Source organism: Streptomyces sp. VNUA24 (assembly GCF_029167005.1).
Lineage (GTDB): Bacteria > Actinomycetota > Actinomycetes > Streptomycetales > Streptomycetaceae > Streptomyces > Streptomyces scabiei.
The window spans coordinates 6,354,286-6,375,021 of record NZ_CP119143.1 but is presented as its reverse complement, the minus strand read 5'-3'; the positions used below and the strand labels follow the sequence as shown (position 1 = coordinate 6,375,021).

Sequence of the window (20,736 nt, the reverse complement as noted above, 5' to 3'; positions counted from 1 at the left end):
CCCAGACGCCGACCGGGAGGCCGCTGATCAGCCACGGCGCCCAAGGGGCGGCACTCAGCAGACCGTGTCAACTACGGCCAGAAGCGGCCCTGCTGCCGATCGAGGCGTCCGGGATCAGGTGGGACAGCCGTATGGAAAGGCAAGGCACGCGGAGGACCCGACCACCTCCCATCCGCATTCAACCGCCAAAGGCAGGTCCTCTCTTTTCACCTCTCCTCAGCGGCTGAACGCCAACGCCTTCGATCGGCATTCCTCGGTGACGTTATGACTGATCACCATTTTCATCGTCCCGCCTTTCTCTCCAGGGCGGGCAAGAGCAAGCTCACTCGCCATGTCCTGGATAGCTCCCAGGTCCATGACCATTCCCCTTCCGCTTTCGTCCTGCCCCTTGCTCCAGGCCCAGACCTTCACCTCATAAGCGCGGAGGAATTCCCTACGGTCTTCTCGACCTTTGGACTCCCACACTTCCCCGTACTTCCTCCCTGTCGCCCTGAGAGTCGAGTTCACCCTCTCTTCCTCCTGCCTGGCCAGGAGAACCACCTTCGCCGACATCCCCTTATGCATACGCCGGTACGACTCTCCCTGCCCCTCACCGTCGTACTCTCCTGCCAGAAAGTCGGCTTCCAATTTTTCCAGGCGCACCTTTGCCGACTGGAGTTCCCGTGCCCGAGAGGGGCCCTTACCGGCTCGCTCGTACATCTCCCAGGTTCCGACGCTTCCCCGAATCTCCTGCTCGACCCACGCGTCGAGCACATCGGCACGGACGTAGAGGCCCGCGGCGCAGCCGCCACCCTTGAACTTGCTGGAGCAGCGGTAATACCTGTGTCCCGGCATCTTCTCGCCGTCCTTCCTGGTGTGGCCGGAGCCAAGGAGAGAGGTCACGGGTGAATTGCACTCTCCGCAGCGCGCGACACCGGCAAGCAGACTCTTTCCCCCTGTACGACTTTCTGCCCCTGCATGCTTGGAAGCCGGTTTGATCCTGTCAACCAGGTCTGCCCATTCATCCATGGATGCCAGAGTTTTCTCCGGAAGAATGACAGGCTCTCCCTGATCATCCAGAACAGCCTCCCCTTTGTACGTATAAACACCGGGAATCCAAGAGGAGCGCAGAAATTTATTGATGACGGTCGATTGCCATTGCGTTCCCCTGATCTTCTCCCCCCTCAACTTCCTGAGGTGATCTCCCCATGTGAGCACCCCGCGACTGTTGAAGTCTCGGGCAATCCGATGTGTGGACTGCCCCTCACGGACACGGGTGAAAATCTCTTCTACGTAGGGGTGGAAGTCCTGGTCAATCTCCAGCACCTTCCTTCTGCCTCCCTCCACGGCCTTGATTCGGTAGCCGGTAGGCGGAGCGCCCGTAAGCCATGAACGGTTCTCCAGGCGGCTCTGTACGCCGTTGAGGATGCGCGCCTGGATTGCGTCCCACTCGGCCTCTGCGAAGACAGCCGTCATGCGAGCCATCATCTTTCCCTGAGGGGTGCTCAGGTCGAACCCCTCTTCAACACAGACGATCAACTTCCCGTTTTCCTGCGCCCACTCCAGGATGTCGTTGAAGTGCATCGAGCGACGGGTCAGCCTGTCCATCTTCGCTGCGATGATCACGTCGAACTCATCGGCTCGCTTCGTGAGCCAGCGTCCTAGCTTGGGGCGCTTGAAAGGGCTCATCGAGCCTGAAACGTCCGTGTCCTCCGCCTCCCCCACCAGAACACCGGACAGGTGCGGGGAACTGACGTGGTGTCGGATCACGCCACGCTGCCACTCGATGGACGTGGAGCCGTCCGAGTCGGCGGACAGCCGGAGGCAGGCGAGGTAGCGCAGACCAGGTGTCATGGCAGGAGCGTAGTGTTCTATATGTGCCGAGGTGACAGGCTCGTACTTTTCGGTAGGCACGCTCATTCTTTCGAGCACGCGTCCGGAAGATGTTCCGACGGTGTTCTCGACGGGTGACAAGACGTCGGCCGACTGTTCCCTCGCGCTGGGAACTACCCTGGTCGGGTGCGTGACAAAACCCAACCGAATTCCGCCGAACCCGGTGACCGGCTGATCCGTGCCGGGGCGATCGTGTTCTTCGTCGGCGCCGTGGCCACCCTCGTCACCGTGGCCCCGCTCTTCCTCGGGACGGAGCCGTTCCCGACCTACATGTTCGTCCTGAGCATGCTCATGGGCGTCGGATTCCTCGTCGCCGGCGCGGGAGTCCTGCAGTCCGTCGCGGCGGGGCGCAGAAGGGCGCGCGAGGTACGTCCCTGATGCCCTGCCCCTGATGCCCTGCCCCTGATGCCCTGTCTCTGATTCCCTGTCTCTGATTCCCTAGGGGCGGTGGTGGCTCGTGAGCCACGCGGGGAACGCCGTCAGGTCCGCCAGGACGACGTCGGCGCCGGCCTCGCGCAGCTCCCGCTCGTCGCAGGGGCCGGTGGCCACGGCGACCGCGTACGCCCGGGCGGTGCGGGCGCCGCGGACGTCGCCGGTGTGGTCGCCGACGTAGACGCTCGCGGCGTGCTCGCGCAGCGCGGCCGCCTTCGCCTCGGCCCACAGGTCGCCCACCACCACGTCGGGCTCGATGCCGAGGTGCTCCAGGTGCAGCTTGGCGTTGGGTTCGTACTTGGCGGTGACGACGATCGCCCGCCCGCCGGCCGCCCGGACCGCCGCGATGGCCTCCGGCGCGCCCGGCATCGCGGGGGTCGCCGCGATCGCGATCGCCGGGTACATCGCGCGGTAGAGCTCCGCCATCGCCGGGATGTCCGCGGCCGGGAACCAGCACGCCAGCTCGTCCGCGAGCGGGGGGCCGAGGCGGGTGATCGCCAGGTCGGCGTCTATGTACGTGCCCGTCCGCGCCGCCAGTGCCTCGTAGCAGGCGTGGATCCCCGGCCGTGAGTCGATCAAGGTCATGTCGAGATCGAACCCGACGGTGAGTGCGCGAGAAGTCATACCGCCCATTGTGGGGCGAGGGGGGTGCGGGGAGGCTCCTGGGTGCGTTGGCGGGTGCGGCCCGGTGGGGGCTGGTCGCGCAGTTCCCCGCGCCCCTAAAAGCATCAGGCCCCTGCGGGCCTGAAAGCCAATGGGCCCTGCGGGCCTGAAAAGCACGGGGCGCAGCCCCGGCTTTTCAGGGGCGCGGGGAACTGCGCGAGAAGCCCCACCGGGCCGCACCCGCCAACGCACCCGCACCCCCGAGCTCCCCCGCGCACCCCCAAGCACAGCACACGGCACCCCCACCCTCACCGGGGCCGCTGCGACCGCCAGAACAGATACAGCGCCGAGGACACCGCAGCAACCCGGAGCAACCAGGGCCACGCATCCGCCAGCGCAGCGCCCATGTGGCCCTCGGCGATCGGCTCGCCCCAGCGCCCGTCCGTACGTCCCCACAGCCACACGACCCCGCCCGCGGCCACCGCCCCGGGAATGCCCATGACGGCCCACTTCGACTCGGCGGGCGTCAGCCTCCGTGACAGGTAGGCGATCAACCACCCGAGCCCCAGCGGCACCAGGCTCCCCATGACCGCCCCCGCGACCAGCAGCGCGGCGGCCAGCAGCAGCAGCGGATTGCTCCACCCCGCCCCCGAGGCCCGCAGCCGGGGCAGCCGCAGCCGTCGCCGCCGTCCGCCGTCCTCCTCCGTGACGACCGTTGCCGCCGCCGCGGCCGCCGCTTCCTTCTCCTTCTCGGCGGCTCCGCGAACCGCCTCCTCCTCGGCCCGCACCGGCGGCGGCTTCAGCAGCTCGGGGATCTCCACACCGCCGACGAACCCGGGAACGGAGTCCCCCAGCCCGAACCCGATGTCCGCGCCCGCGGGCCCCCCACCGCCGCCGACCCGCCACCAGTCGGGCTGTGCGTCGCCGTCGCCCAGCTCGTGCAGCGGGGCGAGATGCGGCGGGGCGGCACCGCCCGCCGGGGGCGGCGCGATGCCGGCGTCGGCGGGGCGGGGTCGCGGAACGACCTTCCGCAGCCCCCGGGACAGCCCCTTGGCCGGCTCCCCGGCGTCGTCCGTGCCGTCCCCGTCCGCCCCGGTCGCCCGCTGCACCGGCACCGCGGCGGCCCGGGGCTCGGGTACGTCGCCGGGCGCCCCGGCCGCCTCGACGACCTCACCGGGCGTACCCAGTCGGGCGATGATGCGCCGCACGGCGGCCGGACTGTCGACGGGCGCCTTGGCCCGCCGCCGGTCGATCTCGTCCCTCAGCCCCGCCACCAGACGCATCCGCGTCGCCGACGGCAGCTGCCGCTGCTGAGCCAGATCACCGACCCGGCTCAGATACTCGTAGACGACCTGGTCGCTCTCAATCCCCACGAAGCCCCTCCGGGGTTGGCGCGCGTGCTTCCTCCCGACGTTATCGCTTCCGCCCGAAAGGCACGGGGCGCAGCCCCCGCCTTTCAGGGGCGCGGGGAACTGCGCGAGAAGCCCCACCGGACCCGCACCCGCCGACGATCCGAACGCCCCCACCCCCTGAGGCGCCCCAGCCCGGCGGAGCCCAGGCGCTAACGTTGGCCGGATGAGCACCGAGGAGCACACCCCCACGGAGGCGGCGCCTGCCGGTGGAGCCCCCCGTTCGCTGGCGGAGGCGCTGCGCGGGCGGGACGACCGTTCGCTCGCCGTGCTGCTCCGGGCGCGGCCGGACCTCATCACGCCCGTGCCGACCGACCTGACCCAGCTCGCGACCCGCGCGGGGACCCGCGCCTCGGTGGTGCGGGCCCTGGAGCGCCTGGACCGGTTCGCTCTGCAGACCGCGCAGGCCCTGGCCGTGGCGTCCGACCCGGCGTCGTACGGCGAACTCGCGGGACTGCTGGCCGGTGACGAGGGCGACCCGGCCGTCACCGCCGCGCTGCCCCACGCGCTCGGCGCCCTGCGCGACCAGGCCCTCGTGTGGGGTCCCGAGGACCGGCTGCGTCTCGTACGCACGGCCCGGGAGCTGCTCGCCCCCTCCCCGCAGCACCCCTCCCCGACCGGTCTGGGGCCGACCGTCGCGGAGGCCACGGCGGGCATGTCGCCGGGGCGGGTGCAGGAGATCGTCGCGGAGGCGGGGCTGGCCAGCACCCACGACTCGGTGTCGGCCGTCACCGCCCTCGGCGGGCTGTTCCGCGATCGCCGCCGCATGGCCGCGCTCCTCGCCGCCGCGCCCCCGGAGTCGCTCGACGTGCTGGCGCGGCTGATGTGGGGGCCGCCGTACGGGCAGGTCACGGCCAGTCCGGCGGGCCATCTGCGGTGGCTGCTGGACCGGGGTCTGCTGCTGCCCACCGCCCCCGGCACGGTCGTCCTGCCGCGCGAGGTGGCGCTGCATCTGCGGGCGGGCCGGGCGCACCGGGAGGTGCGGCCGCTGCCGCCGCCCGTGGAGGCGTCGGGCGCGCACCGTCCGCAGGTGGTGGACGCGACGGCGGCCGGTCAGGCGTACACCGCGCTGGCGACCGTGGAGGAGCTGCTGAAGGACTGGGACGAGGGCGGGCCGGGCGTCCTGCGCGCGGGCGGGCTCAGTGTGCGGGACCTGAAACGCACCGCCGCGGCCCTGGACCTGCCGGAGCAGACCACCGCGTTCTGGGTCGAACTGGCTTATGCGGCGGGGCTGTTGGCGTCGGACGGCGAGGCCGACGAACGGTACGCCGCGACCCCGGCGTACGACGAGTGGCTGGAGCTGCCCGCCGCCGAGCGCTGGGCGCGGCTGGCCACGGCGTGGCTGTCGGCGACCCGTACGGCCGGGGTGATCGGTGAGCGGGACGCCAAGGACCGTACGTTGTCGGCGCTGGGGCCGGGGCTGGACCGTTCGGCCGCGCCCGAGGTGCGGCACCGGGTCCTCGCGCTGCTGGCGGGGCTGCCGGAGGGCACGTCGGCCACGCCCGACTCCGTGCTGGCCCGGCTGCACTGGGAGCGCCCCACGCGCGGCGGTCAGCAGTCCCCGTCGCCGCAGCCCGCGTCATCGTCCTCGTCCTCGTCCCCGGCGTCGGCGTCGGCGTCGGCGTCGGCGTCGGCGTCTGCGTCTGCGTCGGCGTCGGCGTCTGCGTCTGCGTCGGCGTCGGCGTCTGCGTCGCAGGCCCGGCAGGGGGACGATCTGCGGGCCCGGATCGCCCGGTGGACCCTGTCGGAGGCCGAGTCGCTGGGAGTCACCGGGCGGGGCGCGCTGTCCTCGCACGGCCGCGCGCTCCTCGGTCTGCCGCACGAGGACGCGGCCCCCGCCGACCTGCCGGAGACGCCCGGCGACCGGCTCCCCGCCCATCACGTTCCGTTGCCGCACCCTCCGGCGCCCTCCCCCGACCCGGTCGCCGAGCGGGCGGTGGCCGCCTCCCGGGCCGCGCGGCTGCTCGCGCCGCTGCTGCCCGAGCCGCTGGACCACGTGCTGCTGCAGGCGGACCTGACGGCGGTGGCTCCCGGGCCGCTGAAGCGGCCGCTGGCCGACGCGCTGGGGGTCCTGGCGGACGTGGAGTCGAAGGGTGGCGCGACGGTGTACCGGTTCACGCCGGGGTCGGTGCGCCGGGCGCTGGACGCGGGCCGGAGCGCCTCCGACCTGCACGACTTCCTGGCCGCGCACTCCCGTACGCCGGTCCCGCAGCCGCTCGCGTATCTCATCGACGACGTGGCCCGGCGCCACGGGCAGCTGCGGATCGGCGCGGCGTCGGCGTACGTGCGCTGCGACGACGACGCGATGCTCAGCGAGATCCTCGCCGACAGGCGCGCGCAGGGGCTCGGGCTGCGGCGGCTGGCGCCGACCGTGCTCGCCGCGCAGGCGGACCCGGCGACGCTGCTGGACGGGCTGCGGGCGATGGGCTACGCGCCGGCCGCCGAGTCGGCGGAGGGCGATGTCCTGATCACCCGGGCCCATGCCCGTCGCACTCCGCCCCGCACGGCCCCGGAGCCCGTCCCGGACGGGCCTCCGGCGCCGGACGACACGCTGCTGGGCGCCGCGATCCGCGCCATTCGCGCCGGTGACCTCGCCTCCACCGCGCCCCGCCGGACGACGGGGGAGCCCGCCCCGTCGGGCGCTCTGCCCCGCACGGGTTCAGCCGAGACCCTCGCGACCATGCAGGCGGCCGTCCTCACCGGCGAGGCCCTGTGGATCGGCTACGTCAACGCCGAGGGCTCCGCCAGCCAGCGTGTGATCGCCCCGGTCCGCGTGGAGGGCGGCTTCGTGACGGCGTACGACCACACGGCGGACGAGGTGCGGACGTTCCCGCTGCACCGGATCACGGGCGTCGCGGAGCTGGCGGACGACACGACCTGAGCGGCGGCGCGGCCCCCTCGGATCCGCCCGTGTCGATCAAGTCGATCAAGCCGTCTCCCGACCCTCACCCGTACGGGCGTACCCCGGCGTTCATGCAGGCCACCGGGTGAAATCCCCCGGACGGGCGGTCGGGCGGCGGTGTGCGCATCGGGGGGCGGGCGGCGGGGCAGCCACCCTGGGTCCGATCGAGATCGATTCCCTGCGCTCGAAAGGCCCACCCGTACGCATGCGCCGCCTTCTCACGCTCGTCCCCGCCCTGGCCGCCGTCACCCTGGCCGCCGTCGCCCTGGCCGCCGTCGCCCTGGTGGGCGTGCTCGCCTCCCCGGCGGCGGCCAACCCGCCCCTGCCCCTGCCCGAACTCGGCACCCTGGTGGGTGAGGGCATCGGTGTGGAGGGGCCCCTGATCCAGAACGTCAGCCTGCTGAAGTGACGCGGCCGACCCGGTAGCTGTCCCCTTCGAGGCGGACGATCTCGGCGTGGTGCGCGAGGCGGTCGACGACCGCGGGGGCGGCCCCGCCGAGGATCTCGTCCCAGCGGCCGAGCGGCCGGTCGCTGGTCACGACGAGCGAGGCGCGCTCGTAGCGGTGCGCGATCAGCTGGAAGACCAGCCGGGCGGTGTCCGTGTCGAAGGGGAGGTAGCCGACCTCGTCGACGATCAGCAGGGGGCAGGCGTCGAGCGCGGTCAGCTCCTCCGCGAGCCTGCCCTCGGCCCGTGCCCCGGCCAGCCGCGCGGCCCACTCGGTGGCGGTCGCGAACAGCACCCGGTGCCCGGCCTGGCAGGCCCGTACGCCGAGCCCGATCGCCAGGTGCGTCTTGCCGGTGCCGGGGGCGCCGACGAACACCACGTTCCGTCCGGCGGCCATGAAGTCCAGCGTCCCGAGCCGGGTCAGCACCCGTCGGTCGAAGGAGGACGGGTGGCTCGTGTCGAAGTCCTCCAGCAGCTTCCGCGCCGGGAAGCCGGCCGCCCGCACCCGCCCCTCGACCCCGCTCTCGGCCAGGGGCGGCGTGGGCCGGGCCTCGTACGGCACGATGCGGGCCCCGCCCCGGGTGAACCGGGTCCCGGGGGCGGAGACCCGGCCGTCGTCGGCCAGGTGGTTCTCGTACGGGGCGGCCTGGGCCGGGATCGGCAGGGTCCCCCGCCGGAGGGCGGAGGCGGCCGGGCCCTTCGGCAGCAGGTCCGGTCCCGGCGACGGCGTGGGCCCGCCGGCCTCGTCCCGGAACCCCGTGGGCTCCGCCGGCACCCGCGGGTTCGGCACGAACGGCTTCGCGGTGTGGGACGGGCCGGGGTGGGAGCAGCCGTGGCCCTTGTCCTCGCGGAGCATCGGCCCCGACATGTACGCCAGGAGCACCGCGGAGGCGATGAAGGCCATGTGGATCACCGTGCCCCAGAGCAGGGCGTGGTGCGAGGTGTGGTGGACGTCCACGAACATCTGGAGGAGGTGGACGGAGGAGATGCCCACGATGGCGGTGGCGAGCTTGACCTTGAGCACGTTGGAGTTGACGTGCGAGAGCCATTCCGGCTGGTCACGGTGGCCCTGGAGGCCGATGCGGGAGACGAAGGTCTCGTAGCCGCCGACGATCGTCATGATCAGCAGGTTGGCGATCATGACCACGTCGACCAGTTTGAGCACGGCGAGCATCACATAGGTCTCGGTGGCACTGCCGCCCACGCACCTGACGATTAACGTCCACAGCTCGTTGAAGAACTTGTAGACGTACACCCCCTGCGCCGCGACGAGGCCGAAGTACAGGGGTGCCTGGAGCCAGCGGGTGGCGAACAGGGCGTAGCCGAGCGTGGTGCCCTGCGGAGAGACGGACGGGGTGACCGGGTCTGCCGGGGTGGTTGGCTGCACGGTGCGCATTCTTCGGAATCAATGCGGCAAATCTGAATTCCTGCCACTCATCGGAATGAATAGACATGTAATAAGACCGTGGGTCCGGAGGATCGGGGCCGCGAGAATCCTTGTCGATCAGGCACACTGGACGTTTGGCCGAATCGAAAGGTGCCGCGTGTGAATGGTCCCCTCATCGTCCATACGATCAGGTGCGATGCACACACTAACGAATAGGTCCGAGCTGTGCAGCCGGGGTGGTTGCTGTAATGCACTGCTAGCCAGCAACCACCGATGCAGGGTTGTCTCAGGAGGCGTTGCGGCTGTCGGCCTCGGCCTGTGCGATGGCCTCGGCCTCGCTCTCGGCCACGGCGAGTGCGACACCGAACGCCTGGGCGATGTGGCCTGCGGCCGACATGACACGCGCCGTCCCTACCACCGGAGCGATCGCGACGAGAAGGTCCTGCAGCTGCTCGACCGTGAAGTCGGCCTTCATCGCTGGGTTGATGTGGGCCAGGTAGGAGATCGCCGGTGCGTCCATGGCGACGAGTGCGGCTATGCGGGCGAGGATGAGCGTCCGCTCGTCCATGTGGCAGCGCTCGATGGAGTCGATCGTCATGGCGGCGATCGTGTCGAGTACCGGAGTCTCAGATGCAGTAGCCATGCTGGGGTCTCCTTCTCGTGCTGTAGGGAGTTGAACCGCCCCCCGCTCAACGCGTCCCCCTCGCCTGCCCGGCGGTTGCGACTCAAGCGTAGGCACCCTCAGATGGCGGCGCGCGTCGAGCCGGTCAACCGGATCAGGCGTGGCGATCTTGCAGTGGCCGGAGCCATGCGCTCTGCGTCCTGTTCCTCGAACGTGCAAGCGTCCGAGGAGCGGAACAGGGGCGTCACGGTGACGTCCGGCGCATCGGGGTCGCCGTTCGCGTGCCATGTCAGTAGGCTCCACCGTTCCTCCAGGTCAGGACGCGAATCGGCCCCCATGGGCCCGCAGCTTCCCAAGCTGAGAGTGCGAGTTCGATTCTCGTCACCCGCTCTTCTTGAAGCCCCAGGTCAGTGGCCTGGGGCTTTTGCGCGAGCGGGGCTCTCCCGCGTTTTCTGGCACAAGTCGTGCTCGAAGATTGGGCACGCGGTGGGCATGAGTGTTTCGGGGGTGCAGCCCGCTCACGTTGTAGTACAGCACTGACCTGCAACTTCACGTCAACCATCAGCAGGTCCGTGCGGTGAGAGCACTCAGCCTGCCCGTCCCGAACGACGCCGGACGCTTACCGATCATCGCTCAACTCGACACGAGGGGACACAACTTCCTTGCGGGAGCGCGCGCTTGGCCGCCGAGGATCTCGCGTCAGAGCGGAAGGTCGTCCGGGAGTACCCGGAACGCCTTGTGGCGACCCAATGGCCGTACGGTCCGGAAGCCCCGTCGGTCGAGGGTGAGGATCGCGTCAGTGGCATAGTCGGCCGCGTGGGCGTGCCGGCCTGCTTCCCCCATGTTGGTCAACAGCACCCCCGCTTCCTGCCCGTCGGTTACGTCGGCACCTGTGGCCGCCCGCGGCGGGTACGGCAACTTCGGCGTCCAGGCCCAGGTCGCGCAAGGTGCCGTAGCCGTGACATCACGCGGGTGAAAGCGGAAGCGCGCGCGGGGAACCGATGACGAGTTCCCTCGATCAGTCGCCCGGGCGTGCGGACGCCTCCTCCTTCCATGGCTTCCCGCCCCCGGCCTCAGGGAGCGATCTTGTCCGGGCGCGCGGACAATGAGCACAAGGGATCCTGTCGCGGCTGTGGCGGGATACGTGGTTCTGCGGTCCGGAGGTCGTGGGACATGGGATCAACGGCCATGACGATCGAAGAGCAGACTCCTCAGGTCGCATGCGTTCCCGTCGAGGGTTTGCGTCGTCGCCCCGAACCTGTGGAGCGCACTGATTCGGCTGCGCAGCCGAACCTCCCGTCACACGGCTCGCGTGACGAACTCGTGTCCATCCAGAACATGGTGGTGCGGCTGAGTGCAGCCTATCCATCGGTCGACGCGGTCACCGTAGAGGCGACGGTCAGGGCCGCGTACGACTCTTTCCGTCAGGCCAGGGTCAGGGCCTACATCCCGATCCTGGTCGAACGCCGGTCTCGCAGGGTGCTCCGTGATGCCGACGGCACCGCCTCAAGTCAGGCCGGCGACGGCAGGGCGGCATCCGGGACGCGCCGTGCTCACCCCGGTCCAGCGAGGGGCTGATCCTGATGTCGGACGAGAGAGCCGAACGCATCGCGGATTTCGTCGGGCCACTCCGGGTGAAACCGGGGTCGAAGGTGCGCCTGGAGCGTGACTACGACCCTCGCTACAAGGCCGGTCTGAAGAAGCGGCACGGGATCGAGCTGCTGCGCACCGGGGTGTCGCTGCTGGCCGAGTACCAGGAGCGGCTGGCCGCCCAGGACACGTACGGCGTGCTGCTCTGTCTCCAGGCCCTCGACGCCGGTGGCAAGGACGGGACGATCCGCCATGTGATGAGCGGCGTCAACCCCCAGGGCGTACGGGTCAGCAGCTTCAAGGTGCCCTCCGCCGACGAACTCGACCACGACTACCTGTGGCGCTACGCCGCCCGGCTGCCCGCGCGCGGCGAGATCGCCATCTTCAATCGCTCGCACTACGAGGAGGTCCTCGTCGTGCGAGTCCACCCCGAGAACCTCGTCCGGCAGAAGCTGCCGGACGACACACGCGGGCCGGGCATCTGGGAGCGGCGCTACCGGGAGATCAACCACTGGGAGCGCTACCTCACGGACAACGGGTTCAAGGTGGTGAAGATCTTCCTCAACCTGTCGAAGGAGGAGCAGCGCACCCGCTTCCTGAAGCGGATCGACCTGCCGGAGAAGAACTGGAAGTTCTCCGCGGCCGACGTCCGGGAGCGGCGCCACTGGGACGACTACCAGCGCGCGTTCTCCGAGATGCTGTCGGCCACGAGCACGAAGTGGGCGCCTTGGTACGTCGTGCCGGCGGACCGGAAGTGGTTCGCGCGGATCTGCGCGGCGGCGATCCTCGCGCACAGCCTGATGGACATCGATCCGCGGTACCCCGACGTGGGGAAAGCGGCACGGAAGGAACTGCTCGTCACCAAAGGTGAGTTGGAGCGGGAAGCCCCCGCCGGGGCGTCGGCGGACCCATATGCCGACCGGCATCCATCGGCCAAGAAGAAGCGCGGCTAGACATGCCGGCCCGGTGCGCGACCGCGCCGGGCCCGTCCGTGGCCACGGATCGGAGGCAGAACGATGACGACGCGTTCGAATCCCGTGGGAGAACAGCCTCGGCCGCATCGGCCTTCGCAGGACGGCTGGTACGCGCGCGCTCCCGAGGAGGTCGTGGCGGCCTTCGGCGTCGATCCGGCGGTGGGTCTCTCCAAGGCACGGGCCACGCAGCTCCTGACCGCGCACGGCCCGAACGCGCTGCCCGAGGAGAAGCGAACCCCGGCTTGGCGCCGGTTTCTCCTGCAGTACCGCAGTTACATGCAGATCGTCCTCGTGGTCGCGGCCGTCGTCTCGCTACTCATCAAGGAGTGGACCACCGCGATCCTGTTGATCGTCCTGACGCTGCTGAACGCGGTCGTGGGCCTACGTCAGGAGGGCAAGGCTGAGAGCGCGATGAACGCGCTGCAGTCGATGATGAAGGCGACGGCGCGGGTGCGCAGGGACGGGACGGAGGCCGAGATCCCTGCCGAGCAGCTGGTCGTCGGCGACATCGTGCTCATCGCGGCCGGGGACCAGGTCGCTGCGGACGGACGCATCATCGAGGCCAGTGCCCTGCAGATCGACGAGTCGGCGCTCACCGGCGAGAGCGTGCCCGCCGCGAAGGACGCCGGCACACTGCAGGGCCCCCTGCCCGCGCCCGGCGACCGGACGAACATGGCGTTCATGAACACCCCGGTCACCCACGGCAGCGGCATCCTCGTCGTCACCGCGACCGGCGCCGGAACCGAGGTCGGCAAGATCTCCGGAATGCTGTCGGCCACCGAGAAGGAGGTACCGCCGCTCACCAAGGAGCTCGACACCCTGACGCTGTGGATCACTGGGGCCGCGGCTCTGACGATGATCGTGATGTTCGTCCTGGGGCGCCAGCGCGACCAGGCTTGGGACGTCCTGTTCGTCAGCGCGGTGTCGCTGGCAATCGCCGCCATCCCCGAGGCCCTGCCGACCGTGACCCAGGCGATCCTGTCCGTCGGCAGCCTCAACCTGGCGAAGCGGAACGCCATCGTGAAGGAACTGCCGTCGGTCGAGACCCTCGCGTTCACGTCGGCGATCAATTCGGACAAGACCGGCACCCTGACGATGAACCAGATGACCGCCGTCGAAGTGGTGAGTCCCACCGACCGGTACACCGTCTCGGGTACCGGCTACGGGCTCGACGGGAAGGTCCACCATGCCGCGGGTTCCTCCACGGGCGTCGAGGACGCGATCGTGCCGTACGTGGTGGCCAGCGACGCGAAGCTGGTGGACGGCGAGGTGGTGGGCGATCCCACCGAGGGCGCGCTGCTGGTGCTCGCGCACAAGGCCGGGCTGGACATCGACGCCACCCGGGAGGGTCTTCCTCGGCTCGCCACGCTGCCGTTCGACCCGGAATACAAGCTGATGGCCACCTTCAACTCGGTGGTCGACGCCTCAGGGCGGCAGGTCGTCCGGTGCTTCGTCAAGGGCGCGGTCCCGGCGGTGGTGGCGCGTGCTTCCACCGCGCTCGCGGCGGGCGAGACCATCCCGTGGGACGCCGAACTGGGCGCGCGCGCCGAGACCCAGACCGAGCGGATGGGCGGCGAGGGGCGCCGGGTGATGGCCGCGGCCACCCGAGATCTGGACCCGGCCGGCTTCGATCCGGACGGCGACCTGCTCGCGTATGTCACCGACCTGCGGATGACCAGCCTCGTCGGCATGGTCGATCCGCCCAGGGAGGATGCCAGAGCCGCCGTGGCCGACGCGCAGGCGGGGCACATCCGGGTCCGGATGGTGACCGGTGACGACGTCACCACAGGGGCGGCGATCGCGCGACAGCTCGGCATCCCCGGAGAGGCGGTCCTCGGCGCCGATTTCGCCGCCATGAGCGACGAGGAGCAGCTCGCCCGCATCGACGGCATCGGCGTGGTGGGGCGCGTCGCGCCGGAGCACAAGGTGCTGCTCGCCGACACGCTCAAGAAGAAGGGCGATGTCGTGGCGATGACCGGGGACGGCGTCAACGACGCACCCGCCATCAAGGGCGCCGACATCGGTATCGCCATGGGCAGCGGAACGGACGTGGCGAAGAACGCCGGACGCATGATCCTCTCCGACGACCGCTTCGCCACCATCGTCTACGCCGTGGAACAGGGCCGCAGGCTCTACGACAACCTCACCAAGTACATCCGGTTCGTCCTGCTCCTGCTGGTCACGTTCGTCCTGACCTTTCTCGGGGCCACCGTCTTCAACATCGCCGCCGGTGAGCCCTTCACCCCGCCGCAGGTGCTGTGGATCCACTTCGTGGTCAACGCCTCCTTCGGCTTCGCGCTGGGCTTCGACCGGGAGAGCCCCGGACTCATGCGCCGCAGGCCGCGCCCGCGAGGGGAGTCGGTCCTGACCCGGCCCGTCCTGGTCACGGTCGGACTCGGCGGGCTGGCGATCACCGGCCTCCTGCTCGGGCTGATCAAGCTCGGTCAGGCTCTGTTCGACAGCGTCGGGACCGGTCAGTCGATCGCGTTCACCGCCTTCGCCCTCTGTCTGGTCGTGGCAGCGTTCGAGTGCCGCAGCGAGACGGAGTCGGTGCTGACGACGTCCACCTTCGACAGCAGGCAGATGAACTGGGTGGCGCTGACCCAGTTCGTGCTCGCGGTGCTGGTGACCCAGATGGACGGCTTCCGCCGCGTCCTCGGGACGACCGAGATCAACGCGCGGCAGTTCGGCTGGGCGCTGCTGGCCGCCCTGGCGCTTCTGCTCCTGTGGGAACTGGGCAAGCTCATGGCACGTCGGTCGAGAGACGCCTGAATGGTCGAGACCGGTCGGAGAGGACCGGGAGCGGCAGGGCGGAACGGAGGGAGCGTCTGTGACAACCCCGCACACCACCCCCGGACTTCTCTCCCGGTTGCAGGCTGTTCCCGGGATCCGTGCGGTGTCGTCCTACCGGCGCGAGTGGCTGGTGAAGGACCTGGTCGCGGGGGTCGTCCTGACCACGCTGCTCGTGCCGCAGGGCATGGCGTACGCCGAGTTGGCGGGCCTGCCGCCCATCACCGGTCTGTACACGACGGTTCTCTGCCTGGTCGGATACGCGGTGTGCGGGCCGTCCCGGATCCTGGTGCTGGGCCCGGATTCCTCGCTGGGGCCGATGATCGCCGCCACCGTGCTCCCCCTGGTGGCGGTCGGCGGGGATCCCGACCGGGCTGTCGCGCTGGCGTCGGTGCTCGCGCTCATGGTGGCGGCCATCATGATCCTGGCCTCGGTGGCGAAGCTCGGGTTCATCGCCGACCTGATCTCCAAACCGACGATGATCGGCTACATGAACGGCCTGGCCCTGACCATTCTGATCGGTCAGCTGCCCAAGCTGCTCGGCTTCAAGGTCGAGGCGGACAACCTGATCGGCGAGTGCGTCGGCTTCGTACAGAAACTCGCCGACGGGGCGGCGGTGCCGGCCTCCGCCGCGGTGGGCGTCGGCGGGATCGTCGTGATCCTGGTCCTGCAACGCCTGATGCCGAAGATCCCGGCCGTGCTCGCGATGGTGGTCCTGGCGATCGCCGCGGCCGCCGTCTTCGACCTCGGCGAGCACGGCGTCAGCCTGGTCGGTGAACTGCCCGAGGGCTTCCCGCCGTTCACGATCCCCGACATCCGGCTCGCCGACCTGGCACCGCTGTTCGGCGGTGCGCTGGGCATCGCCCTGGTGTCCCTGGCCGACACGATCTCCAACGCGTCGGCCTTCGCGGCCCGCACGGGGCAGGAGGTCCGCGGCAACCAGGAGATGGCGGGGATCGGTGTGGCCAACCTTGCGGCCGGTCTCTTCCAGGGCTTCCCGGTCAGCACGAGCGGATCCCGTACGGCGGTGGCGGAGCGCGCGGGGGCCAGAAGTCAGCTCACCGGGGTCGTCGGAGCGGCGCTCATCGTCCTCATGCTCGTGCTGGCCCCGGGCCTGTTCCGCAATCTCCCCCAGCCGGCCCTTGCCGCCGTGGTCATCACCGCGTCGCTGTCCCTGGCCGACGTCCCGGGGTCGGTACGGCTGTGGCGGCAACGCCGGGCGGAGTTCCTGCTGTGCCTCGCGGCCTTCGTCGGGGTGGCCCTGCTCGGCGTACTGCCCGGGATCGCCATCGCCGTGGCCCTGTCCGTCCTCAACGTCTTCCGGCGCGCCTGGTGGCCGTACAACACCGTGCTGGGGCGGGTCCAGGGCCTGGAGGGCTACCACGACATCCGCTCCTACCCGCAGGCCCGAAACCTGCCGGGCCTGGTGATCTACCGGTTCGACGCCCCGCTCTTCTTCGCCAACGCCAACGCTTTCCGCGACGAGATCAGGCGTCTGGCCGACGCCGGCCCGCGGCCGAGCTGGATCGTGATCGCGGCGGAGCCCATGACCGACGTGGACACGACCGCCGCCGACGTCCTGGAGGAACTCGACGAGAACCTCAACGCGCGGGGCGTGCATCTGGTGTTCGCCGAGCTCAAGGACCCCGTGAGGCGCAAGATCGAACGGTACGGGCTCACTCGTACCATCGACCCCCGGCACTTCTTCCCTACCGTGGAGGCCGCCGTCGCCGCCTTCCGCCTGCGCACCGGAGCGGAGTGGACGCCCGACACCACCGATGAGCAGTGACCGCCCTTCAGCCGGGCGAAGTCCGCTTCGAAAGGTTGCTGGTTGCGCACGCAAGGTCAGCCGTACAGCTCCGGCCCCCGTGTCCTGGACAGCTACCCCACGCGACCTGTGGTGCCACCGAACGACACGAGCCGAGGCCGTGCCCAATCCGTGCCCGTAAGAACGGACAACCACGGTCAACAGCGGTGCGACCAGACCCGCACAACGGCGTCGGCGCCACGAATCAACGCAAGTCAGCGGCCATACGGCCACTCAAGCGCCATCGCTTCCCAGGCTGATGTCACGGGGCTGCGGCTTCCTCCGACTGCGCGACTCTCCCCGTGATTCCCCGCTGTTCCCCGCCTGATCTGGTGCGCTCGTGGTGCTGGGCTGCCTCTGTCAGAACGTGGACCACTCGGATGCGGGGATGCAGTCCCGGCTGTTCTCTGCCTCCTCGCGGCCTCCTCGCGGATTGAGGATGACAGGTCTAGTGAGGACGACTTCTTCTGCACGTCGTGCACCGAGGCCAAGCCGTGCCCTGCGCGGCCGGTCGACTCACTCCTTCGGCGTTCGCCGACATGCGCGACCAGACAGAGAGTGACGAAAGTGGCTCTGAGCGCAACTCGCGCCGACCACTCCGTGAAGGAGGCACCGATGAGCGCCATGGACGTACCGGGCGAGGGCGCGGGCAGGGCACGAGCCGATCGAGCCGCGAGCGCGGCTGCGGCCGTCCCTGGAACGAAGTGGCTGACGTGGCTGACGCTGGCGATGATGACGACCAGCTCCGTCGCCAGTCTGCGTGCCTCTCCGACGATGGCCGTGTACGGGTTGGCCTGCGTGTTCCTCTACTTGCTGCCTGCGATCGTCTTCTTGGTGCCGACCGCGCTGGTGTCGGCGGAACTCGCCTCTGGCTGGAACGGAGGCGTCTACAACTGGGTCTCGCAGGGCTTGTCCAAGACCATGGGCTTCCTCGCTGTGTGGTGCCAGTTCGCGATGACGATCTTCTACTATCCGACGCTGCTCGCCTATGTGGCCAGCACCATCGCCTACGTGATCAACCCGGACCTGGCCAGCAACGGTGTCTACACGGCGATCGTGATCGTCGTGCTCTACTGGACGGGCGTCTGGGTGTCCTCACGGGGCACGAACGCCGTCGCGGGGCTGGCTTCGCTGGGCCTGGTCATCGGGACCCTGATCCCGGGTGCGCTGCTCGTGATCCTGGGCATTGTCTTCCTCGGACAGGGCAACCCGTCCGCCGCACCGATGAACGGCTCGAACTTCTTCCCCCAGTGGACCGGAGTGGCCAGCCTGGTCCTGATCGTGAACAACTTCCTCAGCTACTCCGGCATGGAGATGAACGCGGTACATGTCAACAAGCTGAAGAACCCGGCCAAGGAGTTCCCCAAGTCGATGTTCCTGGCCATGGGCATGGTCCTGCTGATCTTCATTCTTCCGGCCCTCGCCATCAGCTGGGTGATCCCCGCAAGCCAGATCAGCCTGACCGCAGGCGTCATGCAAGCCTTCGATGTCTTCTTCCAGTACTTCCACATCGGCTGGCTCGTGCCGATCGTCGCCGTCGGCCTGTGCGCCGCCTCCCTCGGCGGCATGCTGACCTGGCTGGCCGGCCCGTCCAAGGGCCTGTTGCTCATCTCCCGGGAGGAGGGCTACCTCCCTCCGTTCCTCCAGCGGCTGAACAAAAACGGCATCCAACAGAACATCCTGGTCACCCAGGGGGTGATCACGACAGTCATCGCCCTGATGTACGCGCTGATCCCAGATGTGTCCAGCGTCTACTGGGTCTTCTCGGTGATCACCACCCAGGTCTATCTGATCATGTACCTGCTGATGTTCGTGGCGGCGATCCGGCTCCGCCGCACCCAGCCCGACCACCCGCGCGGCTACCGTGCTCCGATGCTCACCACTATGTGCGTGGTCGGGTTCGTGGCCTCGGCTCTGGCGATGGTGATCGGCTTCGTGCCGTCCTCCCAGTTCGGCGGCGGCAGCGTCTGGGCCTACATCGCAATCGTCGGCGGGGGCCTGCTGCTGTTGGGTCTCGTCATCCCCTTCGCGTTTCTCAAGGCGCGTAAACCCAGCTGGCGCCAGCCCGATGCCAGCGACGCGACGGTCGAGGGAGGTACGGCATGAGCCCGACTCGGATGGCCTCCGAACACAAGTGGATCTACATCGGCGCCAGCGTGGTACTCGTCGTTATCGCGGTCATCGGCCTCTTCACATACACGCAGCAGAAAGCCACCAACGAGGCACGGCGCAAGGCTCAGGAGCTGTCCGACGCCCTGGTCGCAAAGGGCTTCCGCAGATTCGACACCGACAACATCGCCCTTGCCCTCGGCACGGACGGCGGCGCGGTCTGCACAGACCCCAACTCCGCTCTGAAGCGGGGACTGTGGCGGGTGCAGATGGCCAACGGCGCGGGTGGCCCGGGCATGCGTCCGATCATCGCCGACTCCCGGATTCTGGAGGCCGGTGCCGAAGTCATCAGGGTTTACTGCCCCGACAAACTCGCCGACTACCAGGAGAAGATCGACGACCTGAAGACTGCGGACCTCGTCAATGACTAGTGACCTCGCCGGCCGGGTGGCCGGACTCATGCCCAGAGCCAAGGCCGAGCTGGCCGAACTGGTGGCGTTGCCATCCGTCGCCGACCCACGCCAGTTCCCGCCTGAGCACTGTCGGCACGCGGCCGAGTGGGTGGCGTCCGCGTTCGCCGACGCCGGGCTTCAGAACGTGCGGCTGGCGGAGACTCCGGACGGCAGCCATGCGGTGCTCGGTGATCGGCCGCCGCCCCCCGGCGCACCGACCGTCCTGCTCTACAGCCATTACGACGTGCAGCCTCCGCTCGACGAATCCGCTTGGCGGACACCGCCGTTCGAGCTGACCGAGCGGGACGGACGCTGGTACGGGCGCGGCGCCGCCGACTGCAAGGGCAACATCGTCATGCACCTCACCGCGCTGCGGGCGCTCGGCGATGACATCCCTGTGGGCCTGAAGCTCGTCGTCGAGGGCTCCGAGGAGCAAGGCACCGGCGGACTGGAGGCGTACGTACCGCACCACGCCGACGAGTTGCGCGCCGATACGCTGCTGATCTGCGACACCGGCAACGCGGCCGTGGGCGTTCCCACCGTCACGACCGTGCTACGGGGCCTGGTCAACGTCGTCGTCACTGTGTCCACGCTGGCCGGGGACATGCACTCGGGCATGTTCGGCGGACCCGCCCCGGACGCGCTGGCCGCGCTGATCCGGATGCTGGACTCCCTGCGTGACGCCGACGGCGGCACGCACATCACCGGCTTGCACAGCAACGGAGCCTGGCAGGGTGTCGACTACGAGGAGCAACAGTTCCGCACGGATGCCGGGGTACTGAGCGGCGTCGAGCTTCTGGGGTCCGGCACTATCGCCGACAGGCTGTGGGCTCGGCCGGCGGTCACTGTGCTTGGCATCGACTGCCCACCCGTAGTGGGTTCGGCAGCAGCCGTTCCCGCCCGGGCCCGAGCCCGGGTCAGCCTGCGGGTACCGCCTGGGACGGATGTCGAGCGGGCGGCAGAGACACTCGCTGAGCACCTGAAGGCCGCCGCTCCCTGGGGGGCCCGGGTCGACGTGGAACGGGAGGGCACGGGCTCCCCCTTCCGCGCCTCCAGCGACGGCCCTGCCTACGTCGCGCTCGACAGGGCCATGCGGGAGGCATACGGCAGGCCCATGTCCTACCTCGGCCAGGGCGGCTCGATCCCACTGTGCAACGTGCTCGCCGCGACATTCCCCCAGGCCGAGCTGATCCTGATGGGCGTGGAAGAACCGCGCTGTTTGATCCACGCCCCCAACGAGAGCGTGGACCCCACCGAGATCGAGCGGATGGCCTTGGTCGAGGCGCTGTTCCTGGGCTACTACGCGGACAGCCATACGAGTTGACCAGACGGCTCGACCAAG

The 20,736-nt window shown here is 69.6% G+C and carries 14 protein-coding genes and 1 pseudogene; 9 read left to right on the top strand and 6 right to left on the bottom strand.

Annotation, left to right across the window (positions count from 1 at the left end; genetic code table 11):
* Positions 1 to 216: 216 nt before the first annotated feature.
* Positions 217 to 1,833, bottom strand: coding sequence for a recombinase family protein (locus PYR72_RS27345; RefSeq protein WP_275457766.1), 1,617 nt, complete (start codon positions 1,831 to 1,833; stop codon positions 217 to 219).
* Between the two features lie 165 nt (positions 1,834 to 1,998).
* On the opposite strand from PYR72_RS27345, the gene PYR72_RS27340 reads away from it, so the two are divergent.
* Entirely contained in the window at positions 1,999 to 2,250 is a 252-nt protein-coding gene (locus PYR72_RS27340; protein WP_275457765.1) for a hypothetical protein, read from the top strand.
* A gap of 60 nt (positions 2,251 to 2,310) precedes the next feature.
* Here PYR72_RS27340 and PYR72_RS27335 read toward each other — a convergent pair whose 3' ends face one another.
* Positions 2,311 to 2,937 carry a haloacid dehalogenase-like hydrolase gene (locus tag PYR72_RS27335; RefSeq protein WP_275457764.1) on the bottom strand — a complete coding sequence of 209 codons (627 nt, stop codon included), beginning with the start codon at positions 2,935 to 2,937 and terminating at the stop codon, positions 2,311 to 2,313.
* Between the two features lie 278 nt (positions 2,938 to 3,215).
* A complete protein-coding gene (locus PYR72_RS27330) occupies positions 3,216 to 4,280 on the bottom strand; it encodes a hypothetical protein (RefSeq protein WP_275457763.1) in 1,065 nt (354 codons plus the stop codon).
* Positions 4,281 to 4,482: 202 nt separating this feature from the next.
* Between PYR72_RS27330 and PYR72_RS27325 the strand changes: the two genes are divergently transcribed.
* Complete coding sequence (locus tag PYR72_RS27325; RefSeq protein WP_275457762.1) at positions 4,483 to 7,197, top strand: helicase C-terminal domain-containing protein; 2,715 nt, start codon at positions 4,483 to 4,485, stop codon at positions 7,195 to 7,197.
* Between the two features lie 226 nt (positions 7,198 to 7,423).
* Positions 7,424 to 7,627 (top strand): hypothetical protein, encoded by a 204-nt coding sequence (locus PYR72_RS27320; RefSeq protein WP_275457761.1) that lies wholly within the window; start codon positions 7,424 to 7,426, stop codon positions 7,625 to 7,627.
* On the opposite strand, the gene istB is transcribed toward PYR72_RS27320, so the two are convergent.
* The 3 genes and pseudogenes from istB to PYR72_RS27305 all read right to left on the bottom strand — a co-directional run.
* Entirely contained in the window at positions 7,611 to 9,050 is a 1,440-nt protein-coding gene (istB, locus tag PYR72_RS27315; RefSeq protein WP_275457760.1) for an IS21-like element helper ATPase IstB, read from the bottom strand. The two genes, PYR72_RS27320 and istB, sit on opposite strands and share 17 nt — an antisense overlap.
* 286 nt (positions 9,051 to 9,336) lie before the next feature.
* Positions 9,337 to 9,693 carry a carboxymuconolactone decarboxylase family protein gene (locus tag PYR72_RS27310; RefSeq protein WP_275457759.1) on the bottom strand — a complete coding sequence of 119 codons (357 nt, stop codon included), beginning with the start codon at positions 9,691 to 9,693 and terminating at the stop codon, positions 9,337 to 9,339.
* A 678-nt stretch (positions 9,694 to 10,371) separates the two neighbouring features.
* Positions 10,372 to 10,518 (bottom strand): annotated as a pseudogene (locus PYR72_RS27305) (VapC toxin family PIN domain ribonuclease); the annotation flags it as partial.
* Between the two features lie 737 nt (positions 10,519 to 11,255).
* Between PYR72_RS27305 and PYR72_RS27300 the strand changes: the two are divergent.
* From PYR72_RS27300 to PYR72_RS27275, 6 genes are all read left to right on the top strand, one after another.
* Positions 11,256 to 12,215 (top strand): polyphosphate kinase 2 family protein, encoded by a 960-nt coding sequence (locus PYR72_RS27300; RefSeq protein ID WP_275457758.1) that lies wholly within the window; start codon positions 11,256 to 11,258, stop codon positions 12,213 to 12,215.
* A 63-nt stretch (positions 12,216 to 12,278) separates the two neighbouring features.
* Positions 12,279 to 15,008, top strand: coding sequence for an HAD-IC family P-type ATPase (locus tag PYR72_RS27295; protein ID WP_275457757.1), 2,730 nt, complete (start codon positions 12,279 to 12,281; stop codon positions 15,006 to 15,008).
* A gap of 58 nt (positions 15,009 to 15,066) precedes the next feature.
* A complete protein-coding gene (gene sulP / locus PYR72_RS27290) occupies positions 15,067 to 16,815 on the top strand; it encodes a sulfate permease (protein WP_275457756.1) in 1,749 nt (582 codons plus the stop codon).
* Between the two features lie 633 nt (positions 16,816 to 17,448).
* Positions 17,449 to 18,939 (top strand): APC family permease, encoded by a 1,491-nt coding sequence (locus PYR72_RS27285; RefSeq protein ID WP_275457755.1) that lies wholly within the window; start codon positions 17,449 to 17,451, stop codon positions 18,937 to 18,939.
* Entirely contained in the window at positions 18,936 to 19,373 is a 438-nt protein-coding gene (locus PYR72_RS27280; protein WP_275457754.1) for a hypothetical protein, read from the top strand. Before PYR72_RS27285 ends, PYR72_RS27280 begins: the two co-directional genes overlap by 4 nt.
* Positions 19,374 to 19,401: 28 nt before the next feature.
* Positions 19,402 to 20,718, top strand: a complete 1,317-nt coding sequence (locus PYR72_RS27275; protein ID WP_343245540.1) for a dipeptidase — start codon at positions 19,402 to 19,404, stop codon at positions 20,716 to 20,718.
* Positions 20,719 to 20,736: the final 18 nt, after the last annotated feature.